This is a genomic window from Microbacterium sp. ARD32 (assembly GCF_031844385.1).
Taxonomy (GTDB): Bacteria; Actinomycetota; Actinomycetes; order Actinomycetales; family Microbacteriaceae; genus Microbacterium.
This window is the reverse complement of record NZ_JAUZVD010000004.1, coordinates 84877-100578: the sequence shown is the minus strand read 5'-3', so window position 1 is coordinate 100578 and position 15702 is coordinate 84877. Positions and strand designations below refer to the sequence as shown.

Genomic DNA, 15702 nt, shown 5'->3' with positions numbered 1-15702 from the left:
TGCTCCAACGGGCCCGGGTACTGTCAACTCCGATGGTCTGCGGACACCTCGGCGGCGCGAGCGGCGAAGAGCGCGCGGACGGTCGGGAGGAGCGGATGCCCGGCATCCAGCCCGGTGACTTCGGTGGCCAGCTGCGCGGCCTCCTCCTCCCGCAGGCGCCGCTGCAGCTGGACGGATTGCTCGTCCGCCGGATCGTCGAAGGCGAGCGCGGCGCCGACCGCGACCAGCAGTGCGTCTGCGCTCAGGCCGCTCTCGACCGCCTCGGCCGCCGGTCCGATGAACCGCTCGTGCCTGGATAGCTTGCGCAACGGCTGGCGTCCGACTCGCCACACCGTGTCAGGCAGAGCGGGATTCGCGAAGCGGCGCAGGATCGTGGCGCGGTACTCGGCCAGCTCCTCCGGGGGCAGGCCGTGCTTCAGCGCCAGCAGTGCCGAGGTCTCCTGCAGGGCGGCTGCCACGGCCTCGGCGATTCCGGGGTCCGCCAGCGCATCCGAGATCCGCTCGATCCCCGCCTGTGCCCCCAGGTAGGCCGTCGCGGCATGCCCCGTGTTCACCGTGAACAGCTTGCGCTCGATGTAGGGCGCCAGGTCGTCCACGAAGTGCGCACCCGGGATGCTCGGCACGTTCTCGCCGAACGGCCTGCGCTCGATCGCCCACTCGAAGAACGGCTCGACCGTGACGTCGATGCCGCCTCCTTCGGGCTGACCGGGCACGATGCGGTCCACGGCGGTGTTGGCGAACACCGCCCGGCCGGCGAGGGCTCCCCACTCCTCGCCGGCACGGGCGACGATCTCGTCGCGAAGCAGGTCGGTGGCGCCGATCGCGTTCTCGCACGCCATGACCTGCAGCGGCGCGGCCGCCGGGTCCCGCCGGCGCAGCGCGGCGACGATCGGCGCGGCGACGAAGCGCAGCACCGTGGGCCCGACCGCGGTGCTCACCACCTCGGCATCCGCGATCTCGGCGATGAGGCCCTCCGGGTCCTCGGCGCTGTTGATCGCGCGGAAGCCGGTGACCACCGTGTCGGAGCCGCCGTCGCCCACCTCGTGCACCGTGTAGCTGTCGGCCGCGTTGATCGCGTCGACCAGCCCGGCCGCGACGTCGGAGAACACCAGTTCGTAGCCGCCCTGGTGCAGCAGCAATCCGACGAAGCCGCGGCCGATGTTGCCGGCGCCGAAGTGGACCGCTTTCATGCCTCGTTCACCGCCGACAGCAGCTGGAACAGCTCCTCGGGCGTGGCGGCGGCGTTCAGCCGTGCCACGTCGTTCTCGTCGGAGAACAGTTCGGCGATCTGCGACAGGATCTGCAGGTGATCGCCGTCCTTGCCCGCGATGCCGATCACGAACGTGGCGCGATCGCCGTCCCAGTCCACGCCGCCGTCGTAGCGGACCACGCTCAGCGCCGAGCCGAGCACGGCATCCTTCGCATCGTTGGTGCCGTGCGGGATGGCCAGGCCGTTGCCCATGAACGTGGACACCGTTTGTTCGCGGTCCTGCATGGCCTGCAGGTAGTCGGGCGTGACGGCGCCTGCCGCCACGAGAGCGTCCGCGGCCTCCTTCAGCGCCTCGTCACGCGTGGCGGATCCGGAGTGGATGCGCACCCGGTCGGGGGTGAGGATGCCGGATGCCGCCGGCGCGGCCTGCGCCTCGGGAGCCGTGGCCGGCTGATCACCGGCCTCCTCTGTCTGCTGCGACCGCACCAGCTCGACGACCTCGTCATACTTCGGCGAGTTCATGAAGTTGTCGACGGAGACGTGCATCGAGTCCGGCGACTTGGCCCTGGCCCGATCGGTGAGCTGCTGCTGGGTGATCACCAGATCGGCGGTGCCGTCGAGGTTGGCGATCGCCTGGTTGACAACGGTCACCCCGGTGATTCCGGCCTGCTTGATCTTGTTGCGCAGCACGCTCGCTCCCATGGCGGAGGAGCCCATGCCCGCGTCGCACGCGAACACGATGCTCTCCACGTGCCGGGTGAGCGTCGCGGTTCCGGCGCCGCCCAGGGTGCCCAGCACACTGGACTTCTTGCCCTTGTTGGCCTCGGTCTGCGCGATGGCGGCGGTGAAGGCGGCATCCCCGCCCTCGGCGGCGAGGTCGCGTCGACGGCTGGCAAGCAGGATCGGCATGCATACGACGAAAGTCACCGCGGCTGCGAGGATCACCGACAGCAGCACGCCGAGGTGGCTTCCCGGAGCGATCTGGAACAGCACGGCGAAGATCGAGCCGGGGGCGGCGGGGGCGACCAGGCCGGACTGGAAGATCACGTTCGTCAGCACACCGGTTGCGCCACCGGCGATCAGGCCGATGATGAGGGCGGGCTTGGCCAGCACGTACGGGAAGTAGACCTCGTGGATTCCGCCGAGGAACTGGATGATGGCCGCTCCCGGCGCCGTGGCGCGAGCGGCGCCCACACCGAACACGGTGATCGCCATCAGCAGGCCCAGACCGGGGCCGGGGTTGGCCTCGATCAGGAACAGCAGGCTCTTGCCGGTCTGCGAGGACTGCTCGGAGCCCAGTGGCGTGAACACACCGTGGTTGATGGCATTGTTCAGGAACAGCACCTTCGCCGGCTCGACGATGATGCTCGCCAACGGAAGCAGGTGCGTCTCGACGAGCCAGCCCACGGCGCCACCGAGCACGTCGGTGACCCATTTCATGAGGGGGGCCAGCCAGAAGAACGCGGCCAGCGAGGCGAAGAAGGCCACGAAGCCCGCCGAGAAGTTGTCCACGAGCATCTCGAAGCCCGGCTTGATCTTGCCCTGCCAGGGCTTCTCGACCCACTTCAGGATGAGCGCGGTGAGGGGTCCTGCGATCATGGCACCCAGGAACATCACGGTGCCGTCCGCACCGATGATCACGCCGAATGCCGCGACCGCGCCGACCACGCCACCGCGGTGCCCATGCACCATGCGGCCGCCGGTGAAGGCGATCAGCAGCGGGAGCAGATAGTTGATGATCGGGCCGACCAGACCCTTGTAATCGACATCGCCGATGGTTCCTCCACCGAGGATCGCGGAGTTCGCCCAGCGCCATGCCTCGATGGGGCCGTCGTTGCCGACCCAGCCCTTGTCGATGAACAGGGCGGTGATGATGCCCCAGGCGATGAAGGCGGCGATGTTCGGCATGATCATGCCGGACAGGAATGTGCCGAATCTCTGCACGCGAACGCGGGCTCCGCCCGTGGTCGCTGCGGGTGACGTCGTCGTCATGGTGTGTTCTCTTTCTGGTATCGGGTGAGAGGGTCAGTGAGCAGATGCTGCCGCCTGGGCGGCCTCACGCGCGCCGGCGGCGTCGTCGGCGGACAGCGCGGCTTCGGCGATGCGCCGGGCGGCGTCGAGGGAGTGCGCGGCGATCGAGCGGCGCACGTCGGACAGGGCGGCGGGCGCCATCGACAGGCTCGTCGCGCCCAGGCCGACCAGCACCACCGCCAGCAGCGGATCGGCGGCGGCCTCGCCGCATATGCCGACGGGCTTGCCGGTGCGGGCGCCGGCGTCGCCGACCTCGCGCACCAGTCGCAGCACGGCCGGGTGCCAGGGATCCTGGAACGACGCCACCGAGCCGAGCAGCCGGTCGGCGGCCATCGTGTACTGGGTGAGGTCGTTGGTGCCGATGGATGCGAAGTCGGCGTGCGCGAGCACCCGGTCGGCCAGCAGCGCGCTGGCGGGAACCTCTACCATGACCCCGGCGGTCTTCAGCCCGTACTCCTTTGCCAAGGTGGTGAAGTACGCGGTCTCCTCGACGGTGGTCACCATCGGCGCCATGACCCACAGGTCCGCCGAGGTGGCGGCATCCGCCTCGGCGAGCGCGGTGAGCTGCTCGCGGAGGATGTCCTCGCTCGCGCGCAGCGCCCGAAGCCCCCGAAGACCCAGAGCCGGGTTGTCCTCGTGGGCGTCGTTGAGGAAGGCGAGCGGCTTGTCGGCGCCGGCATCCAGCATCCGCACCACGACCTTCCTGCCCGGGAACTCCTGCAGCAGCTCGATGTACGTCGCCCGCTGCTGCTCGATGGTCGGTGCCTGCGCGGCCGAGAGGAACAGGAACTCGGTGCGGAACAGGCCAACCCCCTCCGCTCCGCGCGCCACGGCGTCGGCGGCGTCGCCGGGCTTGCCGAGATTCGCGAGCAGGGCGATCGCGGTGCCGTCGGCGAGAGCCCCCGGTGCGGCGGGGGCGGAGTCCTCAGCGGCACGCGCGGCGATCCGCTCGGCCACCGAGGCGAGCTCGGCGTCCGTGGGCGCGTCGTTCACGGTGCCGGCGGCGGCATCCACGATCACCGTGGTGCCGTCGGCGAGCGAGGCGGCATCCGCGACGCCCACGACCGCGACGATCCCCTTCTCCCTGGCGAGAATCGCGGTGTGCGAGGTGGGGCCGCCGTCCGAGGTGATCAGCGCCTGCACCTGGTCCAGGTTCAGCAGCGCGGTGTCGGCTGGTGCGAGATCGCGGGCGACGAGCACGAACGGATGCCCGGGGTCGGGCACGCCGGGAGCGGCGACGCCGTTCAGCTGCGCGAGCACGCGCTGAGCGATGTCCTCCAGGTCGGCGGCGCGCTCGCCGAGATACCCGCCGACCGCCTCGAGGGTGGCGCGGAAGCCGGCGAAGGCATCGTGCACGGCCCATTCCGCGGTGCTGCCCTCGTCGATGCGGGTGTCGACCTCGTCCATCAGCGTCGGGTCCTCGGCGATCATCGCCTGCGCCTCGAGCACCTCCTGGGCCGAGCCGCCCGCGGCATCCGCGCGCTGCTGCAGGTCGGCGGCGACGGCGGCGACGGCGTCGCGCACGCGGGCGCGCTCGGCATCCGCTCCCGCGTCACTGGGCTGCTTCTCGGGTGCGGGCAGCGCCTCGGTCATCCGCACCACGGGGCCGGTGGCCGCGCCCTGGCCGATCCCCACTCCGCGCAGGGTGCTCATGCCGACTCGTCGTGATCCGTGGTGAGCACCTCGGCGAGGGTGTCGAGCACGGCCTCGGCGTTCTCGCCGTCGGCGGTGAGCACGACGTGGTCGCCGAAGTCGATGCCGAGAGCCACGACGGCAAGGATGCTGGCGGCGTTGACCGGCTTGCCGGAGTCCTTGGCGATGGTCACCGGGATGCCGGCGTCCTTCGCCTTCTGCGCGAACAGCTTCGCCGGGCGGGCGTGCAGCCCGTGCGATGATCCGACCCGGACCGTGCGGGAGGAGGAGGTCATGGTGTTTCCTTCCGGTCATGCGGCGCGACCATCGCGTCGCGGACGAACTGCAGCGTCGCGCTGCCGTCGATGTCGGTGAATGCGGTCTCGGGGAGGACGGCGACGCCGGCCCGGCCGGAGAGCGCGGAGCGGATGTCGTCGACGCGATCGGCGAGATGCGCTCCGATGAGCACCAGATCGACGCCGGGCGTGGTCATCGCCGTGCGCTCCGTGCCCGCCTCAGTGCTCCAGTCGAGGCCCGCCTCGGATGCGGAGCGCGCCAGACGGCGGGCGACGAACGTGCTGGATGCGCCGGCGCCGCACACCACGAGAATCCGCATCGATCTCCCTTTCCGCCTTCAGTGTTCCGTGGACTCACAGCGTTCTTCCAGCAGGGTTGTTTCCGCCCCCGCGGAACGCGGCCTTCCGCCCCCGACCGTCCGCGTGCTGGCATCATGGAGACCGGGGCGGGAACATCTCGGCGAGGGAGGCGGGCGGATGTCGCGGCAGCGTCAGAACCAGCTGCTCGCCGTGCTGCGGCGGGAGGACTCCTGGGTGACGGCGTCGAGTCTCGCCGATCAGCTGGGCGTGACCCCGCGCAGCATCCGCTCCTACGTCTCCGCACTGAACGGACGCACAGCGGGCGCCGTCGAGTCCGGTCCGGCCGGGTATCGCGCGGGCGCGGGCGCGGTCGCCGCCGCGGCCGCGGGCACGCCGGAGGTGGAGGGCTCGCCACGGGCACGGCTGCATCGGCTGATCCGCGCACTGGTCGACCACGCGGAGGGCATCGACGTCTACGACACCGCGCTGGCGATGCACGTGAGCGACACCACGCTGGAGAACGATCTGGTGCGGGTGCGCACGCTGCTCGAAGGCGGGAGGGTCGCGCTGGAGCGCGACCGGGATCGCGTGCGGCTGCGCGGCGACGAGCAGGCGCTGCGCCGGCTGCTCAGCCGGCTCGCGCAGGACGAGATGGATGCCGGACCGCTGCGTCCCGAGGCCCTGCAGCGCGCTCTCGCGCCCGAAGCCGTCCCCGCGGAGGCCGTGGGCCCGTTCAAGGCCGCGCTGGTGCGGGAACTGGGCGAGCTGGGCTACTACGTGAACGAGCTCGCGATCAGCGACGTGCTGCTGCACATCACGATCGCGGCGGAGCGGGTGGCGGCCGGGCGTGCGCTCGCGGTAGGGGCCGATCGCGCCACCGAGGCCGTCGCGGCCGTCGGCGCGACCATCGCGGGTCTGGCCGAGCAGCATTTCGGGGTCGCGCTGGGCGACGGCGACCGCGAGCACCTCGCCAACCTGGTGCTCACCCGCGTGGTGACGCCGGGGGAGCGGCGGCAGGTGCGCACACCGCACACCGTCGAGGCCGAGGTGGAGCACGCCGTGCGCGCCGAGATCGAGCAGGCCGCTCGCGAGTACCAGGTGGACCTGGCCGACGACGCCTTCATCGTCCGTCTCGCGCTGCACGTGCAGAACCTTCTGCGCAGGTCGCAGGAGCAGGCCTGGACGCGCAATCCGCTGACGCAGTCGCTGAAGTCGTCCTACCCGATGATCTTCGACGTGGCCGTCTCGATCGCCAGCGGCCTGCACGAGAGGCTGGGCGTGCCGCTGCAGGAGGACGAGATCGCCTACATCGCCATGCACGTCGGCGGCCGGCTGGAACGCAGCAGGGCCGCCGATGCCATTCTCACCGCCACGATCGTGTGCCCCGGCTACCGCGAGCTGCAGGAGCTGCTCCGATCCAGCGTGGACCGCTCGCTGGGCCGGCTGATCGAGGTCGTGCGCGTCGAGACCAGCGTGGATCCGGACTGGGAGGGCTTGGACACCGATCTGGTGCTGAGCACCATCCCCGCGGCGGGGCCGGACGAGCGGGTGGTGCGGATCACCCCGTTCCTGGCCGAGGCGGACATCGAGCGCGTGCAGCAGGCCGCTGCGCGGATCCGGCGTGCACGCCGGCTCAGCCGCCTCCGCGAAGAGCTGCAGCGGTACTTCTCGGCCGACACCTTCCTCGTGCCGGTTCCGGATGCCGGCGAGGAGGCGATCATCCGGATGCTGGGGGGCATGCTCCGATCCGCCGGCCTCATCGACGACGACTACATCGAGAACACGATCCTGCGTGAGCGGATGTCGTCGACCGCCTTCACCGACGCCCTGGCCGTGCCGCACGCGCTGCAGATGACCGCCCGGCGCACCGCGATCGCCATCGGGATCGCCGACGGCTCGGTGGCGTGGGGCGGCGGCCGCGTGCAGGTGGTCGCGCTCGCCGCCTTCAGCGAGGGCGACCGGGACGCGTTCCAGACCGTGTTCGAGCAGCTGGTCGAGGTGTTCAGCGAGCGCGAGAGCGTTCAGCGCATCGTGCGGCGCGCGACCGGCTTCGATGCGTTCCTCGACGAGCTCGTCGCCGTCATCGACGGCTGAGCACGGCCTCCAGCGCGTCCAGCAGCGCCGCCGCTCCCGGCGAGTCAGCCACCTCGAAGACGACCTCGTCGCCCGAGCCGATCGCCAGGTCCATCACCGCGAGAACGCTGGTCAGGTCGGCGGCCTCGCCCGCGCGCGTGGTCAGCACGACCGGCGATCCGTGCGCCAGCGCCAGGCGGGCCAGCTCGGCCACCGGACGCGCGTGCGCGCCCGCGTCGACGCCGACCGTGACCCGCCTGCGCAGCGTCATCCCCGCTCCGCGAGCAGCTCCCGCACCGCGCTCTCCAGCTCCGCCACGGCGCTCGCCGCCGCGGACGGGGAGTCGGCGCGCGCATCGATGTACACCTTGAGCTTGGGCTCGGTGCCGCTGGGACGCACGATCACGCGCGATCCGTCCGCGAGGCGGTAGCGCAGCACGTCGCCCGCGGGCATGCCGGACTCGCCGCGGGAGAGGTCGTCGGCCGTGGCGACGGCCCGGGAGCCGAAGGATGCCGGCGGCTCGGCGCGCAGTGAGATCATCGTCTCGGCGATGATCGACAGATCATCCACCCGCACCGACACCTGACCGCTGGCGAAATGGCCGATCTCGCCGCCCAGCTCCTCGAGCAGCCCGGCGAGCGTGGTGCCGCGCACCCGGGCATCCGCCGCCATCCCCAGCAGCGCGACGGCGGCCGAGATGCCGTCCTTGTCGCGCACCGTGCCGGGATTGACGAGGTACCCCAGTGCCTCCTCGAACCCGAATACCAGGCCCGGGACTCGGGAGATCCACTTGAAGCCGGTGAGCGTCTCGTGGAAGTCCAGTCCGTGCTTCGCGGCGATCGCGCCCAGGCCGGGGGAGGAGACCAGCGAGCACGCCAGCGACGCGCCCGGCTCACGCCGCGCCTCGCGTGCGGCCAGCCAGCCCAGCAGCAGCCCGACCTCGTTGCCCGTCAGACGGCGCCAGCCGCCCTCCGCGCCGGGGTCGGGGATCGCCACCGCGAGGCGGTCGGCATCCGGGTCGTTCGCGATGACGAGCTCGGCATCCACCGCACGCGCTCGCGCGAACGCCAAGTCCATCGCGCCGGGCTCCTCGGGGTTGGGGAAGGAGACCGTGCGGAAGGACGGATCGGGGTCGCGCTGCTCGTCCACCACCCGCGGGGCGGGGTAGCCCGCGGCCCTGATCACCCGGGAGAAGGTCTCCCAGCCCACCCCGTGCATGGCGGTGTACACCCAGCGCATCTCCTGCACGCCGAACGGGGCGCGGGCCACCTCCGCGGTCGCGGCGACGTACGCGTCGACGAGGTCCTCGCCCGCGGTCTCGTACGCCTCCGAGCGGGGCAGCAGGCTCACATCCCCGGCATCGGCGACGCGCTGGATGTGCGCGGCGATCTCGACGTCGGCGGGGGACACGATCTGCGATCCGGCATCTGCGCCGCCCAGGTACACCTTGTAGCCGTTGTCATCGGGCGGGTTGTGGCTGGCGGTGACCATGACGCCGGCATCCGCACCGAGGTGGCGCACCGCGAAGGCGAGCACGGGCGTCGGCAGCAGCCGGGGGAGCAGAATGGCACGCAGCCCGGCACCGGCGAACAGCTCAGCGGAGTCCAGTGCGAAGCGGCGCGAGTTGCGGCGCCCGTCGTAGCCGATCACCACCGTGGGCACACCGCTCGTGCGCTGCAGCAGGTAGCCGGCGAAACCGGCCGCTGCCTGGGCGACCAGAACCCGGTTCATCCGGTTGCTGCCGGCGCCGAGCGCCCCGCGGAGCCCCGCGGTGCCGAACGCGAGTCGGGTCGAGAACCGGTCGTCGAGATCGGCGAGGGCGGCGGCATCGCCGGCCGCCGCACGGGTGATGATGCCGCCGAGCTCGTCGCGTGTCTCGGCATCCGGATCCTGACGCAGCCAGGCGCGCGCCTGCGCGAGCCGCTCGTCCTGCGCGGCGCTCACAGCGCCTCGATCACGCGCGCCAGCAGCGCGGAGATGACGGGCTCGGCCTGCATGCCGGCCTCGATGACCTCGGCATGGCTGAGCGGCGTCTGCTGGATGCCGGCGGCGAGGTTCGTGATGAGCGAGAGGCCCAGCACCTCCATCCCGGCCTCGCGGGCGGCGATGGCCTCGAGCGCGGTGGACATGCCGACGATGTGACCGCCGATGGTCTTGGCCATCTGCACCTCGGCCGGGGTCTCGTAGTGCGGGCCGCGGAACTGCGTGTACACGCCCTCGTCCAGCGTCGGGTCGATGCTGCGGGCCAGGTCGCGAAGACGTGCCGAGTACAGATCGGTCAGGTCGATGAAGGTGGCGCCCTCCAGCGGCGAGTCCGCGGTGAGGTTGATGTGGTCGCTGATGAGCACCGGCTGCCCTGGCCTCCACGTCTCGCGGATGCCTCCTGCTCCGTTGGTGAGCACCATGATCTTCGCCCCGGTGGCGGCGGCCGTCCGGACCGAGTGCACGACCCGGCGCACACCGTGCCCCTCGTAGTAGTGCGTGCGCGCGCCGATCACGAGCACGTTCCGCCCGGCGGGCGTGCGGATGCTGCGCAGTGTGCCGACATGGCCCTCCAGTGCCGGCTTGGAGAAGCCGGTCACCTCGGTGGCCGGGATCGTGGCGACGGTCTCGCCGATCAGCTCGGCGGCCTTGCCCCAGCCGGAGCCGAGGGTGAGCGCGATGTCGTGGTGGTCGACCCCGGTCAGCCGAGCGATGTCGGCGGCTGCGGCTCGGGCGACCTCGAACGGGTCCGCCGCAGCCGCTTCGAGGGGGTGCGTGAGAGTGTCTTGCATGAGTCCACTCTAGGAATGTGCGGGGGACTGTGCCAGTGCGAGAGAATGGAGTACATGTCTCAGACTTCCTTCGCGAACCGGCAGAGCGTGGCCGTCCTCGGCGGCGGCCCCGGCGGCTACGAAGCAGCGCTCGCCGCCGCCCAGCTGGGAGCGGAGGTGACCCTGGTCGAACGCGTCGGCGTGGGAGGGTCGGCCGTGCTCACCGATGTGGTGCCGTCCAAGAGCCTGATCGCCACGGCCGATGCCGCCGTCGCCATCTCGGAGGCCAGCGACCTGGGTGTGCAGTTCTACGCCAAGGGCGCCGACGGCAAGCCGCTCAAACCGGAGATCGCCATCAACCTCGCGGCCGTCAACAAGCGGCTGCTGGCGCTGGCCGGACAGCAGTCCGAGGACATGCGCGCCACCCTGCTGCAGGCCGGGGTGCGGATCCTCTCCGGTCACGGCCGCCTCGAGGGCCCCAACGCGATCGTGGTGGCCACCGGCCCCGGCGGCACCGACTTCGACCGCGTGGAGGCCGACACCGTGGTCGTGTCGGTGGGCGCATCCCCGCGTGAGCTCGACTCCGCCAAGCCCGACGGCCAGCGCATCCTCACCTGGACGCAGCTGTACGACATGCAGGCGCTGCCGGAGCACCTCATCGTGGTCGGCTCGGGCGTCACGGGTGCCGAGTTCGCCTCGGCGTACATGAACCTCGGTGCGAAGGTCACGCTGATCTCCAGTCGCGACCAGGTGCTCCCCGGAGAGGACGTGGACGCGGCCCAGGTGCTGGAGAAGGTGTTCAAGCGCGGCGGAATGCGCGTGCTGTCCAAGTCGCGTGCCGAGAAGGTCGAGCGCACCGACGACGGGGTGCTGGTCACCCTGTCGGACGGACGGACGGTCGAGGGCAGCCACTGCCTGATGGCCGTCGGCTCCATCCCGAACACCCGCGGCATCGGCCTGGAGGAGGCCGGCGTCGAGCTCACCGACTCCGGGCACATCCGCGTGAACCGGGTGGCGCGCACCGCCGTCTCCAACATCTACGCGGCGGGCGACTGCACGAACTTCTTCCCGCTGGCATCCGTGGCGTCCATGCAGGGGCGCACGGCGGTGTTCCACGCACTGGGCGACATCGTCATCCCGCTGGAGCAGCGCAAGATCACCGCCAACATCTTCACCGCGCCCGAGATCGCGACCGTGGGCTTCTCGGAGCATGACATCGAGAGCGGGGCCGCCGACGGCATCGCCTACAAGCTGCCGCTGGCGGCGAACCCCCGTGCCAAGATGATGGGCATCAAGGACGGCTTCGTGAAGGTGATCGCCCGCAAGGGGTCGGGAACCGTCATCGGGGCCGTGGTCGTCGCGCCCAAGGCATCCGAGCTCATCTTCCCGCTGGCGGTGGCCGCCGAGCGCAGACTCACCGTCGATCAGGTCTCGCGCGTGTTCGCCGCGTATCCGTCGCTGTCCTCGAGCATCACCGACGCCACGCGCGCGATGCACCTGGTCAACATCGGCTAGCTGCGCGACTGACCGGCCTGCTGTGAGACCCCGGCGGGCTCAGCTGATGGTCAGCAGCTGATGCCCGGCGGAGACCGTGGTGCCGGCGGAGGCGCTGATGTTGCCGATGACGCCGTCCTTGTGCGCCTGCAGCGGCTGCTCCATCTTCATGGCCTCGAGCACGACCACGAGGTCGCCCTTGACGACCTGCTGCCCCTCCTCGACGGCGACCTTGACGACGGTGGCCTGCATCGGCGACTTCACGGCGTCGCCGGAGGCGCCCGCGTTGGCGGTGCTGGCATGCGTGCGGCGTGACGGCGGCACTGCGGCGGGGCGGCCGGCGGTGCCCGCGACCGGTGCGGTCACGTGGTCGGGCAGGCTCACCTCCAGGCGGCGGCCGCCCACCTCGACGACGACGGTGTGGCGTCCCGGCGCGGATGCCGGATCCTCCAGCTCGCCGTCCCAGGCGGGGATGTCGTTGACGAACTCGGTCTCGATCCAGCGCGTGTACACGCCGAAGACGCCGTCGTCGGCGGTGAAGGCGGGATCGCGCACGACCTTGCGATGGAACGGCAGTGCGGTGGGCATGCCTGCCACCTCGAACTCGTCCAGGGTGCGGCGGGCGCGCTCGAGCGCCTCAGCGCGATCGCGTCCGGTGACGATGAGCTTGGCCAGCAGCGAGTCGAACGCGCCCGAGACGGTATCACCGGCGGTCACTCCGGAGTCGAGTCGCACGCCGGGGCCGCCGAAGGTCTTGAACACCTTGATCGGGCCCGGCTGGGGCAGGAATCCCCGCCCCGGGTCCTCGCCGTTGATGCGGAACTCGAACGAGTGCCCGACCGGCTTCGGGTCGTCGTAGTCGAGCGTGCCGCCGGCGGCGATGCGGAACTGCTCGCGCACCAGATCGATCCCCGTGACCTCCTCGGACACCGGGTGCTCGACCTGGAGCCGGGTGTTCACCTCGAGGAAGGAGACCGTGCCGTCGGCGCCGATCAGGAACTCGCAGGTTCCCGCGCCCACGTAGCCGACCTCCTTGAGGATCGCCTTCGACGCCGTGTACAGCTGCGCATTCTGCTCGTCGGTCAGGAACGGTGCCGGCGCCTCCTCGACCAGCTTCTGGTGCCGGCGCTGCAGCGAGCAGTCGCGCGTGGAGATGACCACCACGTTGCCGGCCGCATCGGCCAGGCACTGCGTCTCGACGTGCCGCGGCTTGTCGAGGTACTTCTCGACGAAGCACTCGCCGCGCCCGAATGCCGCGACCGCCTCGCGGGTGGCCGACTCGAACAGCTCGGCGACCTCGTCGAGCTCACGGGCGACCTTCAGCCCGCGTCCGCCGCCGCCGTAGGCGGCCTTGATCGCGATCGGCAGGCCGACCTGCTCGGCAAACGCCACGACCTCGTCGGCGGTCTCAACCGGACCGGGCGTGCCGGGCGCGAGCGGGGCGCCGACCTTCTCGGCGACGTGCCGCGCGGTCACCTTGTCGCCCAGCGCCTCGATCGCCTCGGGGGAGGGGCCGATCCAGATCAGACCGGCGTCGATCACGGCGCGCGCGAACTCGGCGTTCTCGGCCAGGAAGCCGTAGCCGGGGTGCACGGCATCCGCGCCGGAACGGCGGGCGACGGAGAGGATCTTGCCGATCTGCAGGTAGGTCTCCGCGCTGGTGGCGCCGTCGAGCGCGTACGCTTCGTCGGCGAGTCGCGCGTGCATCGCGTCGCGGTCCTGGTCGGCGTACACGGCGACGGAGGAGATCCCGGAGTCCCGGGCGGCACGGATGATGCGTACGGCGATCTCGCCGCGGTTTGCGATGAGGACCTTGGCGATGTCAGGCATGGGTTTCAGCCTAGCGACTGCGGGACCGGTTCCTTTGACGACCCTCCACAAGATATTCGCGATTGCGCAGTCGATTCCGCGCAATCGGCGTCAGCGCGGCGCCCAGAGATCCGTCCATTCCACACCGAGTTCGATCGCCAGGCGACGCAGCGTCGACAGCGACATCCCCACCACCGTGGAGGGGTCCCCGACCACGCGCGTGATGAAGGGACCGCCGAGGCTGTCGACGGTGAACGCGCCGGCGACCAGCAGGGGTTCGCCGGTGCCGATGTAGGCGTCGATCTCGGCATCCGTCACGTCGGCGGCGAACGTGACGCTCGCCTCGGCGACCGCCGCGGCCTCGACCGGCTCGACTCCGGGGGCGATGCGGAACACGGAGTGACCCGAGTGCAGCACGCCGGTCTCGCCCCGCATCAGCCGCCAGCGCTCGCGCGCGACCTCGGGCCGGTGCGGTTTGCCGTAGACCTCCCCGCCGAGCGCGAACATGGAGTCCCCGCCGATCACGATGCCGTCGAAGTCCGGATGCTGCGCGGCGATCCGGCGGGCGACGTCGGCGGCCTTCGCCCTGGCCAGCAGCAGGACGAGCTCGGCGGGGGCGAGAGCCCCACCGCGCTGCGCCTCGGCCTCGGCGGCGACGGCGTCCTCGTCGACGTCGGGCGCCAGGGTGAGCGGCTCGATGCCCGCCTGCCGCAGCAGCATGAGTCGGGCGGGGGAGGTGGATGCCAGGCAGACGCGCATGCTCCCACGATACGGTGCGGCCGGTGTGGGATCCTGGGACGATGACCTCCTCGCAGCCCCTCCTCGATCTCGACATCACGGGGATCGCGCACGGCGGAACCTTCATCGCGCGTCACGAGGGCCGCGTCGTCTTCGTTCCCGACGCGGTCCCCGGGGAGCGGGTGCGGGTGCGGATCACCGACCAGCCGGGCGAGACCGCTGACGCGCGCAGGTTCTGGCGCGCCGAGACGCTCGAGGTGCTCGAGGCCTCGCCGCATCGCAGGCCGCACGTCTGGGCCGAGGCCGACCTGTCCCGCGCGCCCGAGAACCGGGTCGGCGGCGCCGATCTCGGGCACATCGCGCTCGATCAGCAGCGAGCGCTCAAGCGACGGGTGCTGCAGGAGGGGCTGGACAAGTTCGCCGGGCCGGGTATCGTCGCCCCCGAGGTCGAGGGCGTCGACGACTCCGACGGCACCGGCTGGCGCACGCGGATGACACTGCATGTCGACGACGCCGGCCGCATCGGCCCCTACGCCGCGCGCAGCCGTCGCGTGATCGAGGTGGCCGCCCTGCCGCTCGCCCGTCCCGCACTGGCCGCGGCTGCCGCGGAGCTGCGCGGGGCCGGGCCCGGCCGCGTCGCGTTCGTCGAGCCGTCCGACGGCACGGCGCGGATGCTTCGACGGCCCGAGCGGACGGACCGCTCTCGCCGGGGCGGGCGCCCGCCGCGGCGGACGCGACCGGAGACGATCGTGGAGCGCGCCGGCGGGCGCGAGTTCCAGCTCGACGCCGACGGATTCTGGCAGGTGCATCCGCTCGCCGCCACGGTGCTCGATTCGACGGTGCGCGCGCTCCTGGACGGGCAGGTCGACCCGGATGCCACGCACTACGACCTCTACGGCGGGGTCGGTCTGTTCTCCGCCACGCTCGCAGGTCTCGGCGCCACCGACATCGTCACCGTGGAATCGGATGCCCGTGCCACGGCGCATGCGCGGGCGAATCTCGCCGACGCGGATGTCACCGCCGTCACCGCGCGGGTGGACCGCTTCCTGGCCTCCGCGCCCGCGGGCTCGCGTGCGGGCGCGGTCGTGCTCGACCCGCCGCGGTCCGGTGCCGGGCGCCAGGTCGTCGAGGCGGTGACCGCGCTGCGCCCGGAGTCCGTCGTGTACGTCGCCTGCGATCCGATCGCCCTGGCGCGCGACCTCGGCACGTTCCGCGACCACGGCTGGGAGGTGGCGGGCCTGCGGGCCTTCGACCTGTTCCCGCACTCGCACCACTTCGAGTCCGTCGCCCTGCTGCGCCCGGCCGCGCGGCGCTGAGCACGGGTGCTGACGGTCGCGGGTGCGGACGGTCGCTGCGGTGATGGACG

13 protein-coding genes are annotated in these 15702 nt (G+C 71.6%); 3 read left to right on the top strand and 10 right to left on the bottom strand.

From position 1 onward, the window contains the following. Positions 1-23 precede the first annotated feature (23 nt). The 5 genes from Q9R19_RS13625 to Q9R19_RS13605 are packed head-to-tail and all read right to left on the bottom strand — an operon-like array spanning position 24 to position 5489. Positions 24-1190, bottom strand: a complete 1167-nt coding sequence (locus Q9R19_RS13625) for a mannitol-1-phosphate 5-dehydrogenase (protein WP_311256937.1) — start codon at positions 1188-1190, stop codon at positions 24-26. Then, positions 1187-3202: a PTS mannitol transporter subunit IICBA gene (locus tag Q9R19_RS13620; protein ID WP_311256936.1), complete on the bottom strand. Its 2016-nt coding sequence runs from the start codon at positions 3200-3202 to the stop codon at positions 1187-1189. The genes Q9R19_RS13625 and Q9R19_RS13620 overlap by 4 nt, the downstream gene beginning before the upstream one ends. Positions 3203-3235: 33 nt before the next feature. After that, positions 3236-4894: a phosphoenolpyruvate--protein phosphotransferase gene (gene ptsP / locus Q9R19_RS13615; RefSeq protein ID WP_311256935.1), complete on the bottom strand. Its 1659-nt coding sequence runs from the start codon at positions 4892-4894 to the stop codon at positions 3236-3238. Then, positions 4891-5169: an HPr family phosphocarrier protein gene (locus Q9R19_RS13610; protein ID WP_311256934.1), complete on the bottom strand. Its 279-nt coding sequence runs from the start codon at positions 5167-5169 to the stop codon at positions 4891-4893. The genes ptsP and Q9R19_RS13610 overlap by 4 nt, the downstream gene beginning before the upstream one ends. After that, the gene (locus tag Q9R19_RS13605; RefSeq protein ID WP_311256933.1) at positions 5166-5489 is read right to left on the bottom strand and encodes a hypothetical protein; all 324 of its coding nucleotides are present in this window, start codon (positions 5487-5489) and stop codon (positions 5166-5168) included. Before Q9R19_RS13605 ends, Q9R19_RS13610 begins: the two co-directional genes overlap by 4 nt. A gap of 157 nt (positions 5490-5646) precedes the next feature. On the opposite strand from Q9R19_RS13605, the gene Q9R19_RS13600 reads away from it, so the two are divergent. Next, positions 5647-7563 carry a PRD domain-containing protein gene (locus tag Q9R19_RS13600; protein WP_311256932.1) on the top strand — a complete coding sequence of 639 codons (1917 nt, stop codon included), beginning with the start codon at positions 5647-5649 and terminating at the stop codon, positions 7561-7563. On the opposite strand, the gene Q9R19_RS13595 is transcribed toward Q9R19_RS13600, so the two are convergent. The 3 genes from Q9R19_RS13595 to Q9R19_RS13585 are packed head-to-tail and all read right to left on the bottom strand — an operon-like array spanning position 7550 to position 10316. Next, complete coding sequence (locus Q9R19_RS13595) at positions 7550-7813, bottom strand: HPr family phosphocarrier protein (protein WP_311256931.1); 264 nt, start codon at positions 7811-7813, stop codon at positions 7550-7552. The two genes, Q9R19_RS13600 and Q9R19_RS13595, sit on opposite strands and share 14 nt — an antisense overlap. Next, positions 7810-9486, bottom strand: coding sequence for a phospho-sugar mutase (locus Q9R19_RS13590; RefSeq protein WP_311256930.1), 1677 nt, complete (start codon positions 9484-9486; stop codon positions 7810-7812). Before Q9R19_RS13590 ends, Q9R19_RS13595 begins: the two co-directional genes overlap by 4 nt. Beyond that, positions 9483-10316: a purine-nucleoside phosphorylase gene (locus tag Q9R19_RS13585; RefSeq protein ID WP_311256929.1), complete on the bottom strand. Its 834-nt coding sequence runs from the start codon at positions 10314-10316 to the stop codon at positions 9483-9485. The genes Q9R19_RS13590 and Q9R19_RS13585 overlap by 4 nt, the downstream gene beginning before the upstream one ends. Before the next feature lie 45 nt (positions 10317-10361). Between Q9R19_RS13585 and Q9R19_RS13580 the strand changes: the two genes are divergently transcribed. Further along, a complete protein-coding gene (locus Q9R19_RS13580) occupies positions 10362-11810 on the top strand; it encodes an NAD(P)H-quinone dehydrogenase (RefSeq protein ID WP_311256928.1) in 1449 nt (482 codons plus the stop codon). Between the two features lie 39 nt (positions 11811-11849). On the opposite strand, the gene Q9R19_RS13575 is transcribed toward Q9R19_RS13580, so the two are convergent. Both Q9R19_RS13575 and Q9R19_RS13570 read right to left on the bottom strand, forming a co-directional pair. Beyond that, positions 11850-13619: a biotin carboxylase N-terminal domain-containing protein gene (locus Q9R19_RS13575; protein ID WP_311256927.1), complete on the bottom strand. Its 1770-nt coding sequence runs from the start codon at positions 13617-13619 to the stop codon at positions 11850-11852. 90 nt (positions 13620-13709) lie between these two features. Continuing rightward, positions 13710-14357, bottom strand: coding sequence for a nucleoside triphosphate pyrophosphatase (locus Q9R19_RS13570; RefSeq protein WP_311256926.1), 648 nt, complete (start codon positions 14355-14357; stop codon positions 13710-13712). A gap of 41 nt (positions 14358-14398) precedes the next feature. Between Q9R19_RS13570 and Q9R19_RS13565 the strand changes: the two genes are divergently transcribed. Beyond that, on the top strand, positions 14399-15652 hold the full coding sequence (locus tag Q9R19_RS13565) for a TRAM domain-containing protein (protein ID WP_311256925.1): 1254 nt from the start codon (positions 14399-14401) through the stop codon (positions 15650-15652). Positions 15653-15702 lie beyond the last annotated feature (50 nt).